Genomic DNA, 16,582 nt, shown 5'->3' on the forward strand with positions numbered 1-16,582 from the left:
GGTACTCGATCCGCTCGCCGGTGGAGAGCGTGATCAGCGCCTCGACGCCGAGATCGCAGCCAACAATGGACTCCGGCTGCGCGTGCTCGCTCGCGACAACGCTCGCTTGACAACATCGCGTATCGCGCGATGTTGTTGGTCATGCGCTACCCGGGTGGCAAGGGCCACTGTTACCAACGCCTGATTTCGATGATGCCCCCGCATCGCATCTACATCGAGACCCATCTCGGTGGCGGTGCCGTGCTAAGGAACAAGCGGCCCGCCGTGGCCAGCTTCGGCATCGAGAGGGACGAACGCGTCGTCGAGCGCTGGCAGGCCATGAAGACCGCCGACACGACCATTGTTCAGGGGGATGCGCTCGACTTTCTGCGCGGTTACGCGTTCACGGGTGAAGAACTGGTCTATTGCGACCCTCCGTATCCGAAAGAGACTCGTGCGAAGGCGCGCCTCTACCGGTACGACTACACGCATGACGACCACGTTAGGCTTCTGGCTTGTCTGCGTCGGCTGCCGTGCATGGTCATCGTGTCGAGCTACGACAATAAACTTTATGTCGAGACCCTCCACGACTGGAGGGTCGTGCGGTTTCCCGGAGCCAGTCACTGTGGACCGCGCATCGAGACGGCCTGGCTCAACTTTCCGCAGCCTGCCGTTCTCCACGACTTCAGCCATGCAGGCGAAGACTTCCGTGACCGGGAACGGGTGCGCCGCCGTCGCGCCGGGTTGTCGCACCGCATCGACGCCTTGCAACCCGTCGAGCGGAACGCCCTCTTCCGGGAACTGGCGTCGCGGTATAGGTCGGACCTCCGCGCCGCCGCGGACCTCGAGCCATGATCGCACGGGCGACACCGACCGCGGCTGGGACGATGCTGCGGACCGTGGTCCTCGCCCACGGCGGCGACCCGGCTTCGGCCTACGCCTTCGACGAGGACGTCGTCGAGACGTTGCCGTACGCGACGCTTCGCGACCGCCGGGGCAACCTGCCCGACCTGCTCGGACCGGTCATCGGCGTCTATGAATGGCAGGCTGCCCCTCTGCTGGTCCTCATCGACGGCGACCGGCTCCAGGGACCCGACCATCTCCCGCGCATCCGACGCGTGGTGGCCCTGCGGGGTGACATCCCCTATGTCGGGGTCGCTGCCGGAGGACGGCTCGACGTCTACGTCGTCGAGCTCGAACGAGACCGCACCGAACCGGTCGACTTCGGCGCCGTGGACCCCTCGGGCACGGCCATCCTGCCCTACGTCGCCTCGGCGAGACCGGGCCTCGATCCCAAGGCCGCGAACGTATCGAAGGTGGTGCTCGACCTCCTCAGCCTCGCCCTCGCGGCCCTCGTCGGATGCGGCATGGCCCAGACGGACGCGATATCGCTCGCGGGTCGAGCGCTGTTCGCCCGCTTCCTCGCGGACCGTGACCTTCCGCTTGGCGACCATCTCACCGACCTAGGAACCGACATGGCGTTCGCCACGCCCGCGCTGGCGCGGCTCACGTGCGCCGAACTGGAGAGGAACTTCAACGGCAACCTCCTGCCCCTGGACCTCGACCTTCTCGACGAACTCCCGAAGGAGGGGTTCGACGTGCTGCTCGACATCATGCGTCGCGCCCCGGGCGGGCAGATGTCGCTCGGCTGGCAGCAGCGGTGGGACGACCTCCACTTCGGGCACATCCCCGTCGGCATCCTGAGCCAAGTCTACGAGCGGTACCTGAGCACCCACGAACCGGACCGTCAGAAGAGGGAGGGCAGCTACTACACGCCCACGATCATCGCCGACCTCATGGTCAGGGCCACGCTGCAGGCCATTCCCGTCGAGCGCCGTCACCAGGCCCGCTTCCTCGACCCGGCAGCGGGCGCCGGCGTGTTCCTGATCACGGCCTTCCGGCACCTGGTCGCGGAACGTTGGCGCCACGACGGCGTCAGACCGAATACCGGGGTCCTGCGTAGGATCCTCTACGATCAAGTGACCGGCTTCGACGTGAACGAAGGGGCTCTGCGATTCGCCGCACTCGGGTTGTACCTCGTGTCCATAGAACTCGATCCGGAACCCGAACCGATCTCGAAGCTGAAGTTCGATGATCTGCGCGGCTCCGTACTTCACAGGCCCCGTACGAATGCGACGATGAGGCACCGCAGGGGCGAGGTCAGCCTCGCGCACCTTGGCTCGCTCGGGCCGGGCGTCTCGGCCTTCCACGACGGGCAGTACGACGTCGTCATCGGCAACCCACCCTGGAAGACAGGGCTGAAGATCGAAGGCTGGGCATGGGTCGAGGCGAAGGTCCGAGCCATCGCTGCCGAACGCGTCCGGACGACCCACCGCGATCAGCATGCCGTCACCTTCGACCGAACGCCGGTGCCGATGGATCCCGACGACGACCAAGCCCTGTCCGGTTCCGAATCGCGCGGCGACGCGACTCTCGGACGACCGTCCAGCCTACTTCCGAACAACGCTCTGGACCTGCCGTTCGTGTGGCAGGCCGCCGAATGGGCGAAGCCGGACGGACAGATCGCGTTGGCCCTGAGCGGCGGCCTGCTGTTCCAACAGTCTGACGGCATGCCATACGCGCGCGCATCGCTTTTCGCGGCCTTCGACGTCACCTCCGTCATCAATGGCGCGGCGCTCAGGAAAACGAAGGTCTGGCCGCAGATCACCTCTCCGTTCTGCATCCTCTTCGCCAAGAACCGGCCGCCGGGCCCGGCCGCGGCGATGCGGTTCATCACGCCACGCGAGGAGCCCAGGCTGAACAAGGCGGGCATCTTCAGGCTCGACGCCTCCCACGCCCCGATCGTGCGCACGGGCGACCTCGCCGGCGATCCGCTGAGGCTCAAGACCCTGTTCCGCGGCAGCGAGCTCGATCTCGCCATCGGCCGACGAATCACGACAGAGGGGTATCCCAGGTTGGCGGAACTCGTCAGGTCGATGGGAGGCCGCTCAGGGACCGGCATACAGAAGCTGCGGAAGAGCAGCCGGACACGCAAGGATGCGCGGTACCCCGGCGCCGACGCCGCTTACCTCAAGGGCATGCCCTACATCCAGGTCGGCATCCCCAAGCCCTTCATCGATCCCCGGGAACTCACGCGCTTCGACGCCGAGCGCATTCACGACCCGCGCGACATCGAGATCTTCCGGGCCCCGCTGCTCGTGGTGGACAAGGTGGCGCGTGCTCGGAAGCGGGGGTTCGCATCCGGCCTCGCCATGGAGGACACAGCCTACAGCGTGAACTACTACGGCTACCGCTTCCCGCGAACTCCCGAAGGTCGGCGGATGGCCGTGCACGTGGCCGCGCTCCTGAGGAGCTCGTTCGCCCAGTGGTGGTTCCTAATGACCAGCGGCGAATACGGCTACGAGCGCGACGTCGTTGAGAAGCATACCTTCGACAAGCTGCCGATACCGTCGGCCGGTCGCGCGGTGGACGAACGGTCCACGCTCGGAGAATGGTACGAGCGGCACGCGGAGGGGCTGGACCAGAAGGAGTTGGATAGGCGTGTGGCATCCGCATACGGCCTGACAGACATCGACCGTCGGATCATCGAGGACACGCTGACCTACGCTTTCGGCGGACCGGCCATCGAGCGAGAAGAGGACGATCTGATCCCGCCAGCGAGGCGCTCCGCTCTCCTCGACGTCGACGGGTTCCTGGAAGGCCTCAACACCGAATTGGCGCCTTGGGAGCGGGATTTCGGTATCGATCTCACCGCGGCCCCTGCGGATGCGGGAGCGAGCCGAACTTGGCGCTTCGTGACGCTGGGTCGCCCCAAGGGCGTCGTCACCCCTGCCGCTCGGGAGCAGGCGCTCGCGGGATTCGTGCAGGCCGCCGACGAGAGCGGGTCGACCGAGGTCTATCACCAGGGAACCGACGGACGCCTCTGGATAGGCATGCTCGACCAGCCTCGTTACTGGACCTTCTCTCAAGGACTGCGCAGCGCACGGCATATCGCCTGGAACCACATTGAGTTCCTGATCGACAACGGTGGCTCGGCAAGTCTGCAGTGACCTCTGCCAGGGATCAGGTCGTCCTGCTCACGCGCGGCATCAGCCTGCCGTTGGAGCCCCTGCGTGCCATTCACCTCAAGATCATCGCGGACGCGATCTGCGCCGCTTGGCGGGAAGCGTTGGCGGAAGTGCCTCAGGGCTTGGCGACAAACGAGGAAAGTTGGATCAATTTCGACATGATCGTGCGTCTGACGATCGCGCTTCGGGGAGCGCGCCGATCGCCGTTCGCCACTTTGGTCTCCGAAGTTCACAGAGGGGTTGAGCAGCCCAACTTCGACGGCAGCGCGATCGAGAAGAGGCCGGATATCAACTTCCTCCTGACCAGTGGCATACCAGGGTTCCCCTTGATCGGAGAGTGCAAGATTATCGACGCCGCGAAGGGGCAGACCGTCGGCAAATACGACCTGAACGGCGTTCGACGCTTCGTGGATGGCCGGTACGCCTGGTTCGACGCCCAGGCCTTCATGATCGCCTACGTCCGGGACCGGACGCACGTCGAACCCGCGATCGCCACCTTGACGGGGACACCACCCTCGCGCCAGCCGACGAGGTTCGGGCGGCACGTCGCGACCACACACGACAGGCAGTTCGACTACATCGATCGAGGGCCGGACATCGGCGTGCCTGGACCGATCACGATCATCCATGTCTGGCTCGATACGACCGTTTCACCCGCTCCGCTGCCCCAGACTCCATGATCCAAGCGTACGACGATGCACGTATGGCGGTGACTGGGTCTCACAGCCGAATTGTCGGTATGTCCAGGATTCTTCAGATTTAGCTGCGCAATGTTCACCCGAAATTCAAAACGACCGCGATTTTTGTCAAATCTGTGGAAAACTCCACGATCGAGAATTTGATTAACGGCCAAGTACGACGGCCACGTCTGCTTTCATGCGCGACTTTGATGAAGGCGCAATTTGACGCCTATCCAATCTGCTTGATTGATCAGATCGATGCCCTCGGACTCAAGGATTCGCTCCACAGCGCTCATCGCCAAGCTCTGTAAAACACGATCTCCAGCCTCGAATCCCTGGATGGATCGAAGGCTTACGCCTGTGGCTTCGGCGAGCTCCTTCTGCGACCGGTTGAGAAGCGCGCGGGCTGCGCGGCATTGCTCCGGCGTAATCATTTAATCCTCGGACCGGAAAATATACCGAGTTGCGTAATTTGCGCCAAAGTGCGCTTTTTACGCCAGCCACGAACCGGAACGGCTTGCCCGCCGCTCGGAGGCATGGAGAGGATCAGATGTTGTCCCAGCCGTCCAGCCGATATGCCAACGATACGCTGCTGAAAGCCGCAAGCGATGCCGTCGCCGCGGCCGTCAGCACAAAGTTTCCCCTCGACGAAGTCCTCGGGCCCGAACTCAGTCGATTGATTAGTATTTCGGCCTCCGTCGTGAAGCGGCATGGAATTCTGCTCGAGAAGGCTTTCGAGGAGGCGTTGAGGGCCAGTGGACGCTTCGAGGTGCTTCACAATCCCACGATCCCGATCACGGCGGCGGCTGACGGCCTCGTCGCGTCCAACACGGCGGAAAGCCTGGCACGGCTCAGCCTCCGCTATGATCAGCCGGCGGTACGATCCGTCAACCAGGATCTTGTCGTCATCGACATCGCGTCAGGGTGGGCCGGCGCGTACAGTATTAAGAGGGGCGGCGGCGACATGGGTCCCCGTCTGCGCAAACCACTCGAACGCGATGTTGCGTCTGTTCGACTTTTGCTGAGATCTTACTTAAGAGATCAGGGTTATACTACAATCGATACCGTGACGAGCGCCTGTATCGATTGGTTCGGCGCTGCCGGCTTGCCCCCGCACCTCACCGTGCACGGGCCCGATGTGGATGCACATTTCGGCGTCCCGGTGATCGCGACTGTCGAGCGCATGACACATCATTTGCGCGAAGAGCTGCATCGAACGATGCCTGGCTTGTTGGCGCCGCTGTACCAGCGCTTCGAGACGCTCTCGCCAAGCGCAGTCCGGCATGACCCGGAGTTCATGGATCGGGAGCCGGAAACAGATGTCCGGCCGGGGACGAGGGTTAAGGAGTTCGCCGACGCGATCTTTCCGCGCGGCCCGGATCAGATCCGCATGACGTCCCCGATACGGACGCGCGGAGCGATGCCGGCTGAGCCGAGGCTCAATGAACGGGGCTGACAACCTGAGCTCATGCCATCGGGATCCACGGCCATGCTGACATGGCCACGGTCATATCATTTCGGGATTATAGACATGGACAATTTCGAAGCCGAGCTGCATGCTATTGCGCTGCGTTGTTCCAGCGATTTTCGCGTCTTGCGCAAGATGTCGCGCCGTGGATACTGTGAAAGGCCTCTTGGCCCCTATGCGAAGACAGGCGTGATCGTCGATGTCGAAACCACGGGTCTTGAGGATTGGGCGGAAATCATCGAGGTGGGGTTGGTAAAATTTGCCTACACGCCAGCAGGCGTCGTTCTGGGCACGCTTGGCCAGCGTCTCGCGTTCAACCAGCCCAGCAAGCCGATCCCACCGCAGATCACGCGACTGACCGGCATCACGGACGACATGGTGCACGGTCGACGGCTGGATATCGAAGCTTTGCAGTCCTTCGTGAAAGACGTCGACATCGTCATCGCGCACAACGCGAGTTTTGATCGCCGGCATATCGAGAAGGTTCTTCCCGTGTTCGAAGACCTTCCCTGGGCTTGTTCACAACAACAAGTGCCGTGGTCCGATCAGGGTATCGAGGGAACGAAGCTCTTCTATCTCGCCTACCATTTCGGCTTCTACTTTGAGGCGCATCGCAGCATCGACGACGCCTACGCGTTGTTGGAGATCCTTGAGCAACCTCTGCCGCGATCGGGTCAAACGGTGCTCGCCGAGTTGTTGGAGGCGGTCAAGCGCCCGAGTATGCGCGTCTACGCGCTCGGCTTGCCTTTTGTGCTGAAGGACGAGGTGCGGGCACGCGGCTATCGGTGGTCCACGGGTGAGGATGGCCGGCCGCGAGCATGGCATCGTGATGTCGATGTAGACGGCGTCAATGAAGAGTTGGCGTTCTTGGATAGCCTTGATCGCGGGGAAACGATCGAGCCCTTGGTCTTGGAATTAGACGCATACGTGCGTTTCTCCAGCCGGCACGGATGATCGCCATGGCCCTCATAACACACACGGATGCGCCGTACCCGTTCGCGTCCATCACAGGTCTCATCGCGTCTGGGTTTACCCAAGATCAGGCGGAAGCCATCCTCGTGATCACACGCGAGACGACTGTCGCGGCGATCACGAGGCTCGAGGAGAAGCTCGCGCGCTGGCACGTCCTCCTCGCGCTCTACACCCTCATCCAGTTCGGCGTCGTGCTGTTGGTCGTTCTGATAAGTCAAACCCGACAACAGCCCCTGCCCCGATCTGCCGCCATCGTGGGTGGCGATCCCCCGCGGTTCTCCCTGCCGTCCGCCGCCAGCGCATCGGACGTTTGCAGCGCTCCAGCGCGTTTCGCCATGTCCATTGCGGAAGCAGGTGCTGGCGCCTCCCATGTTCGATCGGGGACGCATCCTGAGCTGACTTGCTCGAGAGAGGCGAGTGTCGTGAGTCTACGATCTCAGCGAGCACTGATTAACTAAGACTCAGCACGAGCTTGGCCGGAGAAGGATTGCGACTCGACTCTAGCGAACAGCGATCGTAGCTATACCAGTGCAGCCACGAGTGGTCGTCACCATGCGCCGAAGCTGGTCTGCCATCCGTCGTTCGTGAGTGAGCGTGAAATTCCGCCCTCATGCATGACGAGGATCTTGAGCTTTGAGTGCCGTCACCATGCGGCCCGGGCCTAGATCTCCGCACTTCCTGAAACTTGCTGTCGGCAGCGCTAGGCAGGCACTGCTCGCGGACTAAACGTGAAAGGTAGAAAAACACAACTATAACTATAGTTAATCCAACAGGAGACCTTCTATCGGAAGCTTCTGGCCAGTCCGCCGGAGTGTTGCATCAAATTACTTGATAATCCGGTCCGACGTCGAGTGGCCATCATACCAGCTGAGCATGTCAAAATCGATCGTAAAGTTTCAGTGCCCAACAAAGGAGGTTAACAATGTCGTTCTCAAGCATGAGCTACGACATAGGGTCAGGTCTGGGGACATCCGACGGCCATCGGATGCCCCCGTCGTGACCACTTCATGCCGGTGCCCAGATTCCCAAATTGCGCACCGACGATCCGCCTGAACGGATGTTGTGACTGCCCTTGGCGTTAACGCGCGCAGGTCAAGCACGGGCGTGTAGTTCGCATATCGATGTATGCGGTGCAAGTACCCGCCCTTGTGTTCGTCGGGGATAACCGCCCTGACCAGTCCCAGCATCCTCACCGTCTCCTGAAGCCGACGCTGCACGTCCGACCCGAGCCTGAGCGCGGGTTGCCGACAGCCCTCCGCTTCGCTCCTCGCACCGCCCACCGGCGGCGCGATCCCAGACCGATGAGGATACCCATGTTCGATCCACAAAACCCCGAGTTCGCCCGTGTCATTTCCGGCATCGCCGGAGCGAGCGACCAACCTCCTATTCTGCTGGCCAGCCCCCATACCCCGCCGTACCCATCGACGGCGTCGCGCAAGATCTCCTTGCGTTCCAAAGGCTCGTCTCGCGGGGAACTCGTCATACCCGACGAGCTCCGTCGGATCCTGTTCGAGAGCTCGCTCGAGAAAGGCGGCGGCCTCTGGATGTTGACCTACCCCGGTCTCGTCCGGTTGGACGACCAGCCACCGGCCGTGCCCATCGTCCATCCTGATGGGCGACCCGGGTGGCACACCTTCGACTTCCGCGCGCACTTCGACGACGGACGGCGGATCGGCATCTCCGTCAAGGACGAGGCCCACGCCATCAAAAACGATGTCGCGGGGTTCCTGCAGCACATCGCCCCGCAGATCCCGAAGAGCTTCGCCGACGGCGTGATGCTCTACACGGAGCGCTCGATTTCACCGGCAATGCTGTCCAACGCCCGCCTGATCCAGGCGGTACGACGCGATCCGCCCCACCCGGCCGACGCCGTGGTCGGCGCCATCGTCGCGACGATCCAGGGACAGGTGCGGATCGGCGCCATCGTCGCGGACAGCGGTCACGGCGCGGCCGCCTTCCGCGCCGTCGTCCGGCTGATCGCCAAGCGGGTGATCCGCCTCACGGCCGACGAGCGGATCGGGTACGCCACCCGCGTCACCCTCGCCCGCCGCAACGACGGGGAGGTCGCGTGATGGTCCCGGCCAATCTCTCCAACGGTGCCCGCCTGCGCCTCGGCGTCTCCGACGCGGTCACCATCCACGGCGTCGCCTACCACGTCGTCGGCGACTGTCCAGAAGGCTACGTCCTGCGCAACGTCGCCACCGGCCTGCCCGAGGAGTTCGCGCACGCACGCCTCGCCGATCTGTCGGCGAAGCGCCACCTCGAGTTCAGCGCCGATCATTATGGGGCGATCTCCGTCCGAACCCGGATGATGACCGGCGCCGGGTCGATCGCCGCCCTACCCGTGGAAGATCAGACGATCATCGCGCGGCGGCTCGAATGGATCACGCCCTACGAGGAGCTCCGAGCCGCGTGGCACTTGGAGAACGCCGGTAAGCCGCGCAGCGCACGCAAGGGGCCGTCGATCGAGTCCAACGCGGGCATCAAGGCGGCCCTCGTCGAGATCGGCAAGACCGTCCAGGCGCAGGCCGAGGCCCGCGCCCGGCCGCTGGCCGAGGACGGGACCCTGCCGAAGGCGCGCAAGACGCGCTGTGGCAGCGAAACCGTGGTCTACGCAGGTCCGAGTGTCCGAACGTTCCGGAGCTGGCTAGAGGCGTACGAGGCCGCAGGTCGCAATCCCCTAGCGCTGCGCCGGAAGACCATGCGGTGCGGCAATCGCCGGCCCCGCTACGCACCCCAGGTCGAAAGCCTCCTGCAGAAGCACGCAGCCAGCTTCGCCTCGGAGAAGCACCCGACCCGGGAAGCTTGCCACCGAAACCTGCGCGCCGACCTCGACGCGTTGAACGCGAAGCGGAAGGCCGACGGGCTCGCCCCCTACCCCGTCCCCTCGGACCGGACACTGTCGAAGCGGATCGACGCCCTCGACATGTTCCTGGTCGAGGCGAAGAAACTCGGCGTCGACCGGGCGACCCGCAAGCACCGCTTCATCGTCGGCAAGGCCGAGGCGATCCGGCCCGGTCAGCGCGTGGAGATGGACGAGTGGAAGATCGACCTGTTCTTCCTGCTCTCACAGACCGACCTGCTCAAGGATCTCACCGAGGAGCAGCTCGACGAGCTGAGGAAGCGCCGCTGGTTCCTGTGCGTCGCCATCGACGTCGCCACCCGCTGCGTCCTCGGCATGCGGGTCGACCAGACGGCCTCGGTGCGCAACGCCATCTCGACCCTCGAGATGGTGGTGTCCGACAAGGGCGATCTTGCGGCCGCCGTCGGGGCGGTCACGCCGTCCGGGCACATGGCGCTGCGCCCGGAGGACGTGGTCACTGACAGCGGCGGCTCGTTCATCGACCCGCGGTTCCATCTCACGGTGCTCGGGCTCGGCAGCGGTCACGACATCCCACCGGCCGGCATGCCGCACCTTCGCGGTACCATCGAGCGCCTGTTCCGGACGCTGTCCCTGCAACTCGTGCGGGAGTTCACCGGGCAGAGCTTCGGCAGCAAGGCCGAGCGGGGCGACTACCCTGCAATGCAGCGCGTGAGCGTCACGGTCGAGGACTTCGTCCTCGCGGCCCTGCGCTACGCCCTCGATGTCTACCACAACTTGCCCCATCAAGGGCTCGGTGGTGAAACGCCGGCCAACGCCTGGAACCGGCTGACCGACCACTACGGGGTCATCCCGATCCCAGGCCGTAACGAACGGCGCGCGATCTTCGGATTGCGGTTCGAGCGCGTACTCGGTCGGCACGGCCTACGCTTCATGGGCCTGCACTACCGCGGCGACGTCCTGCGCGACCTCTACCTGAAGCGCGGCGGCATCAGCGTGCCCGTCCGCGTCGACCCGCAGGACATCGGCGCGCTCTCGGTGGAGATCGATGGCAGCTGGCACGAGGTGCAAGCCGCCACGACCGGCTTCGACGGGGTCAGCCTCGCCGACCACCGGGCGTTGTGCGAGCAGCTCGCCAAGCGCTACGCCGATCAGGCGAAGCTGTCGCAGGGCGTCGTCTTCGAGGCCCTGCGCGCCATCCAGGCCCGGGCGTCCGCGGCCGAGAAGGCCGCGACGTTCCTCGCGCGGTTCGCCGAGCCGGAGGATATCGAGCGGGCGGAGCGTAGCCTCCGCACGTTCACGATCCCGAGCGATGCCGACTTCGCCGACGTGCCCGTCGTCGACCCGTTCACCGCCGTGATCCCGACCGGTGGAGCGCCCCTCGCAGGGACGACCGATCCTCAGGACCGCGTCGCACCCGAGCGCAAGCCGCGCCCGGCCCGTCCGCGCCCAGTCGAGCCGGAGATCCCTGCCCCCCACCCGCCGAAGAAGCGGCCCGGCATTGGCGCCGAGGACTGACGCTCGCCCGAACGGTCTGCCCCAATCCGGGCGGGCCGCCCTCCCCTATCATCCACGCGCAAGCAGAGAAGAACCATGTCCACGCCCGAAAACCACGAGAACATCGATCCGTCGGCCAAACTGCGCAACTTCGTCAGTCCGGAAGCACACAAAATCCTCGAGGTTCTGGAAGTCGTCAAGGGGAAGTACATCACCTCCGCCCACGACAAGACGCTGATGGAGGAATGCAACCGCCTGTTCGTGCAGGCCGGCCTGCGCGAGAACATCCGCGAGCCGCACTCGCGAACCAATCGGCGCGAGGGGCGGCTCCTCGTCTTCACCGGCCCGAGCGGCGCGGGCAAGACACGCAGCCTGCTCCGGACCCTCCGGCGGCACCCTGCCCTCGCAGGCCATGATCCCGAGGCCCCGGACAGCCCGATCACCGTCGTCACCGTCACCTCGCCGTGCACGCTCAAGCAGCTCGGCCGGGACACGCTCCACAACACCGGCTACCCGCTCGAACGCGATCTTTTGGAGCACCTCACCTGGGAGAAGGTTCGACATCGCTTGGACAAGGGCAACAAGATCGTCCTCGTCTACGACGAGATGCAGCACATCACGCAAACGGCCAACGCCGCCGAACAGCAGAAGGTCGCCAACACGATCAAGGACCTGATGATCAATCGCGAGTGGCGATTGTCGATCATCGTCTGCGGCCTGCCCAGTGTCGCCGAGTTCATCCACAACGACATCCAGCTCAAGCGCCGCGCTCGCTTCGTCGAGATGAAGCCCCTGACCATGCCCGACGACAACCCCGACATCGCGGCGATGATCACCGTGCTGGCACAGTTCGCCGATCTCACGGTCGAGGGGGACGTGGAGACCGATCTGGCGCCGCGCCTGATCCACGCCGCCGGAAACCTGTTCGGGGTCGCGATCGAGATTACCCACGACGCCATCGAGACCGCGCTCGCACCCGATTACCTCGACCTCGCTCGGGACGACGACGCGGTCGGTGGCGCGCTCGAGCCGTCCGGGCCGAACACCCTCCTCACGCGCGATCACTTCGCGCGAGCCCTGGAAGGACGCATCGGCTGCACGGATGACGAGAACCCCTTCATCAGCCGCGACTGGGTCACGACCCTGGCCCCGAAACCCGTCGTCGAACCACCGAAGAAGTCCCGCAAGCGCGCGGCCAAGGCGAGCGTTCAGGGGAGCAACCCGTGAGCCCGCCCCTCAGCCTGCGCTGCGAACTCGCGGCCGACGAGTCGGTCCCGAGCTGGGTTTCCCGGTTGGCCATGTGCAACGGCGTCGCCTCGGCACGCGAATTCTGCCTCGACATGGGCCTGACGTTCCAGGCCTGTATCGACGGCGAGCCAGCCGCTCTCGCCAAACTCTGCGCGCTGACCGGCACTCCGGTCCACGCGCTGGAGCGGGCCAGCATCAAGCCTGACGGAAAAGACTTCCTGCTCCGTGGCGAGCGCATATCCAAGCTCATGCTACGCCGTCTCAGGATGCGTGCCTGCCCCGTCTGTGTGCTGCAGGATTTCGAGGCGACCGAATGCACGGGCGAGCCCGCCCCGTACGGCCGTACGACATGGCAGCTCTCGGTCTTTCGAACCTGTCCTCGGCACGGTTGCGCGCTCATCGATACTGCGGAAGGCGCTCGGAAGACCCTGCACGATTTCGCCTGGCACTTCCGAGATCGCCGTGCCGAGATGGCACGATGCGCCGATGCCGGTCTCCGGCGCCGACCTTCCTGCCTCGAGCGCTATGTCGACGACCGATTGGAAGGGCGACCGACCGGTGCGCCTTGGCTGGATCGACTCGAACTCCATGCCGCAGTCGCAACCTGCGAGATGCTCGGCGTCTCGGTAACGCTCGGAGGAGCCGCTAGGATCAAAGACCTGTCCGACGACGCCCTGCATCGCGCGGGCGATGTCGGTTGCACCGCCGCTTTTGGTGGCGAAGGCGCCATTCGCAACGCTCTTTCAGATGTCTACGGCCGACATGACTTCAAATCTTCACGGTGGGAGGGGGCATCGGGCATCTACGGCCATCTCTACAAATCTCTCGCCTTCACGCGGCAGGAAGCCGCCTTCGAGCCCGTCCGTGACATCCTCCACCGTCACATCGTCGAGACGATGCCAGTCGGGCCCGGCGATATCGTCCTCGGTCGGGTTGTCGAACGGCGGGTCAACCACTCGATCGTGACTGCCGCCCGCGAGACCGGCCGCCATTCGAAGCGACTGCGCAAAGTACTCGCTACGGCCGGGCTGATTCGAGCAGATCATGCGGACCTCCCGGATTTTGCCGTCATCTTCTCCGCCGAACAGGCCCGTCCAGTTCTCGCCGACGATGCCGACAGCCTGACGTTCAGCGAGGTCGCCACATATCTTGGGACCGGTGCTGTTCAAACGAGCTTGCTCGTCGATCACGATTTCATCCGACCGCACGTCGATTACCGTGGCGGCCAAAACGAACGGAGGGGGTGCTACGCACGCAAGGATCTGGACGCGTTCCTCGCCCGCTTGGTTGAGGGGGCTGAGCCTGTCGACGCCGCGCCCAAGTCCCTCTTCTCGATTCCGTCGGCCGCGAAACGTGCGCGATGTTCCGGCGTCGATGTCATCCGGCTGATCCTGGAAAAGAAGCTCACTCGGCTAGCGCGGAATACCAGCGTTGCTGGATATTTCGCGGTTCTCGTCGATCCCGGTGAGATAAAATACCGCCTTGATCACGGTATTGAAGGCGGCGTGACTGTTGGCGTCGCTCGAAGCCTTCTGTGGACCACGACGCCGGTTGTTAAGGCTCTGATCGAGGAGGGTTACCTTCGAGCCAGATCCATTCCCCATAAATTATATCCTAAAAACATATACATCATTGAGCGAAATGTAATTGAAGATTTTCATCGTGAATTTGTCCTGATTTCTGAATTATCCAAACTTAATCATAGGAGATATTGTAATATATCTCGCGCGCTCTCGGATATCGAGCCAGCGTTCGTTATTGGTAACGCTCGAACCAGGTTCTATCGCAGGGACTCGATCCCGGTTTCATAACCCTGCTCGGGTCCGTCACGCTCGGCCGCATGAAGCCCCGGTTTGGCCGGGGCTTTTTCATGTCTGCTGGGCAAATCGAGGCGATTAATATCCATTGGTACGGTTCGGATTGAGCTGATGTATGCGTCGTTTTCTGCAAACCAAAGCTTCTCGACGTGGTCTTTGATGTATGTATCTCAGTGACTTGCGAGGGTTTGTCGGTAATACTTTGGTTCGCGTGACACCGCCCGGCAGGCCTCCCGCAGCACCCAGGCCCCGATCTCCAGGATCGCCCCGGTCTCCTCGGCGATCGGCACGAACACGGCCGGGGGGATGCTGCCCCGGGTGGGGTGGCGCCAGCGCAGCAGCGCCTCGAAGCCCGTCACCGCGCCGGTGCCGATCTCGCTCTGCGGCTGATAGACGAGCTCCAGCTCCCCCCGGGTCACCGCGTGGCGCAGGTCGTGCTCCAGCTGCCGCCGGTCGCGGATCTGCGCACCCATGCTGGCGTCGTAGCGCCGAAAGGTGCCGCGCCCCTCGTTCTTGGCCCGGTACAGGGCGGCGTCGGCGTGGCTCAGGAGCGCACGCTGGTCCGCGGCGTCGTCGGGATAGACCGCGATGCCGATGCTGGTGGCGATCACCGGGCCGGAGGCGGCCGGCACCGCGGCCAGGGTGGACAGGATCCGCTCGGCCAGCCGCTCGGCGGACCCCTCCGCCTGCGGCGTCAGGATGGCGAACTCGTCGCCGCCCAGCCGGGCCATCAGCTGTTTCGCGTCGAGGAGGCCGCCGGCCCGGAGGGCGAGATCGCGCAGCATCGCGTCGCCGGCCGCGTGTCCGAACAGGTCGTTGACCTCCTTGAAGCGGTCGAGGTCCAGGCACAACACGGCGAGGCGGCCGCCCTGGACGTCCGCGGCGCGGATCTCCCGCTCCAGCCGCGCGTGGAAGCTCGTGCGGTTGGCCAGCCCCGTGAGCGCGTCGTGGTGGGCGAGGTAATGGATCTCGCTCTCGGCCCGGCGCCGGGCGCGCAGGTCGCGCACCGCCACGGCGTGGTGCGGCAGGCGCCCGTACTCGGCGACGGGACGCATGATCACCTCCACGGGGATCGTGCCGCCGCTCGCCGGGACGAGGTCGGCCTCGAGGGGCTGGTCGACCGTTCCGGCCCCGGTGGCGACGCCCGGCAGGTACAGGGCCAGGTTCGTGCCCACGAGGTTGGAGGCCCCGGTGCCGGCGAGCCGGGCGAAGGCCTCGTTGGCGCTGACGATCTCGCCGCCGCGGCAGACGACGAGACCCTCCACCGCCGCGTTGGCGAGGCTGCGCAGCCGCTCACGCTCGAACTCAGCACGCTTGCGGTCCCGCAGGTCGAGCACCAGGGCAGCCCCGGCGAGCAGCAGGATCAGGAAGCTCGCCGCCGCCACCGCGGCGGCGAGCCAGGCGGTGCGGATGGCGCTCGCGTGGATCTCCACGGTGGGGTCCGGCAGGATGGTCACGGCGGCCATGCCGGTGAAATGATGGCCGCAGATCGCCAGGATCAGCAGCGCGCCGCCGCCGAACCGGCCCCGGACCGTGGTGGCCGACAGCCCGACCACCAGGGCGGCGGCGCCGAACGCCGCTGCGAGCCCGACCGAGATCACGACCGGGACGGGATTCCACACAAGGTGTCCTGGCACCTGAAAGGCGGCCATGCCGGTATAGTGCATCACCGCGATGCCGCACCCCACCACGGCGCCGCCGAGCGCCGCCTGGATCCTCCGGCCGGTCGTGGCTAGGGCGAAGCCGAGCCCGGTGATCGCCACGGCATCGACGTAGGAGAGGAGGGTCAGCCCGACGCCGTACCCCGACGGCAGCCCGGGCTCGAAGGCGAGCATCGCCAGGAAATGCGTCGCCCAGATCCCCGACCCGCCGGCGGCGGCGGCCACGGTGAGCCAGATGTAGCGGTTGCGGCCGCCGGCCCGGCCGGCATGGATGAGGAGTTCCAGCGCCGTCGCACTCGCCAGCGTGCAGACGAGTGCCGCCAGGACCACCAGCCAGAAGTTGTGCTCTCCGGCGAAGCAGCCGACCAGTGACAGCATGTATGCAACCGGAGATTATTAAGAGATGCTCTT

10 protein-coding genes and 1 pseudogene are annotated in these 16,582 nt (G+C 64.7%); 9 read left to right on the plus strand and 2 right to left on the minus strand.

Features of this window, described 5'->3' with window-relative positions; translation table 11 throughout:
* Positions 1–141 precede the first annotated feature (141 nt).
* The 3 genes from P9K36_RS10695 (at position 142) to P9K36_RS10705 (ending at position 4,687) form a co-directional block, all read left to right on the plus strand.
* On the plus strand, positions 142–834 hold the full coding sequence (locus tag P9K36_RS10695; protein ID WP_278307075.1) for a DNA adenine methylase: 693 nt from the start codon (positions 142–144) through the stop codon (positions 832–834).
* A gap of 110 nt (positions 835–944) precedes the next feature.
* Positions 945–3,989 carry an N-6 DNA methylase gene (locus tag P9K36_RS10700; RefSeq protein WP_278307076.1) on the plus strand — a complete coding sequence of 1,015 codons (3,045 nt, stop codon included), beginning with the start codon at positions 945–947 and terminating at the stop codon, positions 3,987–3,989.
* Entirely contained in the window at positions 3,986–4,687 is a 702-nt protein-coding gene (locus tag P9K36_RS10705) for a hypothetical protein (protein ID WP_278307077.1), read from the plus strand. Before P9K36_RS10700 ends, P9K36_RS10705 begins: the two co-directional genes overlap by 4 nt.
* Before the next feature lie 194 nt (positions 4,688–4,881).
* Here P9K36_RS10705 and P9K36_RS10710 read toward each other — a convergent pair whose 3' ends face one another.
* Positions 4,882–5,121, minus strand: a complete 240-nt coding sequence (locus P9K36_RS10710) for a helix-turn-helix transcriptional regulator (protein WP_278307078.1) — start codon at positions 5,119–5,121, stop codon at positions 4,882–4,884.
* Between the two features lie 116 nt (positions 5,122–5,237).
* Between P9K36_RS10710 and P9K36_RS10715 the strand changes: the two genes are divergently transcribed.
* From P9K36_RS10715 to P9K36_RS10740, 6 genes are all read left to right on the plus strand, one after another.
* The gene (locus tag P9K36_RS10715; RefSeq protein ID WP_278307079.1) at positions 5,238–6,143 is read left to right on the plus strand and encodes a hypothetical protein; all 906 of its coding nucleotides are present in this window, start codon (positions 5,238–5,240) and stop codon (positions 6,141–6,143) included.
* Positions 6,144–6,218: 75 nt separating this feature from the next.
* Positions 6,219–7,109 carry a 3'-5' exonuclease gene (locus P9K36_RS10720; protein ID WP_278307080.1) on the plus strand — a complete coding sequence of 297 codons (891 nt, stop codon included), beginning with the start codon at positions 6,219–6,221 and terminating at the stop codon, positions 7,107–7,109.
* 1,259 nt (positions 7,110–8,368) lie between these two features.
* The gene (locus tag P9K36_RS10725) at positions 8,369–9,199 is read left to right on the plus strand and encodes a hypothetical protein (RefSeq protein WP_278307081.1); all 831 of its coding nucleotides are present in this window, start codon (positions 8,369–8,371) and stop codon (positions 9,197–9,199) included.
* Positions 9,199–11,466: a Mu transposase C-terminal domain-containing protein gene (locus tag P9K36_RS10730; protein WP_278307082.1), complete on the plus strand. Its 2,268-nt coding sequence runs from the start codon at positions 9,199–9,201 to the stop codon at positions 11,464–11,466. The genes P9K36_RS10725 and P9K36_RS10730 overlap by 1 nt, the downstream gene beginning before the upstream one ends.
* Before the next feature lie 75 nt (positions 11,467–11,541).
* Complete coding sequence (locus P9K36_RS10735) at positions 11,542–12,672, plus strand: ATP-binding protein (RefSeq protein WP_278307083.1); 1,131 nt, start codon at positions 11,542–11,544, stop codon at positions 12,670–12,672.
* Entirely contained in the window at positions 12,669–14,504 is a 1,836-nt protein-coding gene (locus P9K36_RS10740) for a TniQ family protein (protein WP_278307084.1), read from the plus strand. Before P9K36_RS10735 ends, P9K36_RS10740 begins: the two co-directional genes overlap by 4 nt.
* 227 nt (positions 14,505–14,731) lie before the next feature.
* Here P9K36_RS10740 and P9K36_RS10745 read toward each other — a convergent pair.
* Positions 14,732–16,549 (minus strand): annotated as a pseudogene (locus tag P9K36_RS10745) (diguanylate cyclase); the annotation flags it as partial.
* Positions 16,550–16,582: the final 33 nt, after the last annotated feature.

The sequence above is a fragment of the Methylobacterium sp. 391_Methyba4 genome, assembly GCF_029691625.1.
Lineage (GTDB): Bacteria > Pseudomonadota > Alphaproteobacteria > Rhizobiales > Beijerinckiaceae > Methylobacterium > Methylobacterium fujisawaense.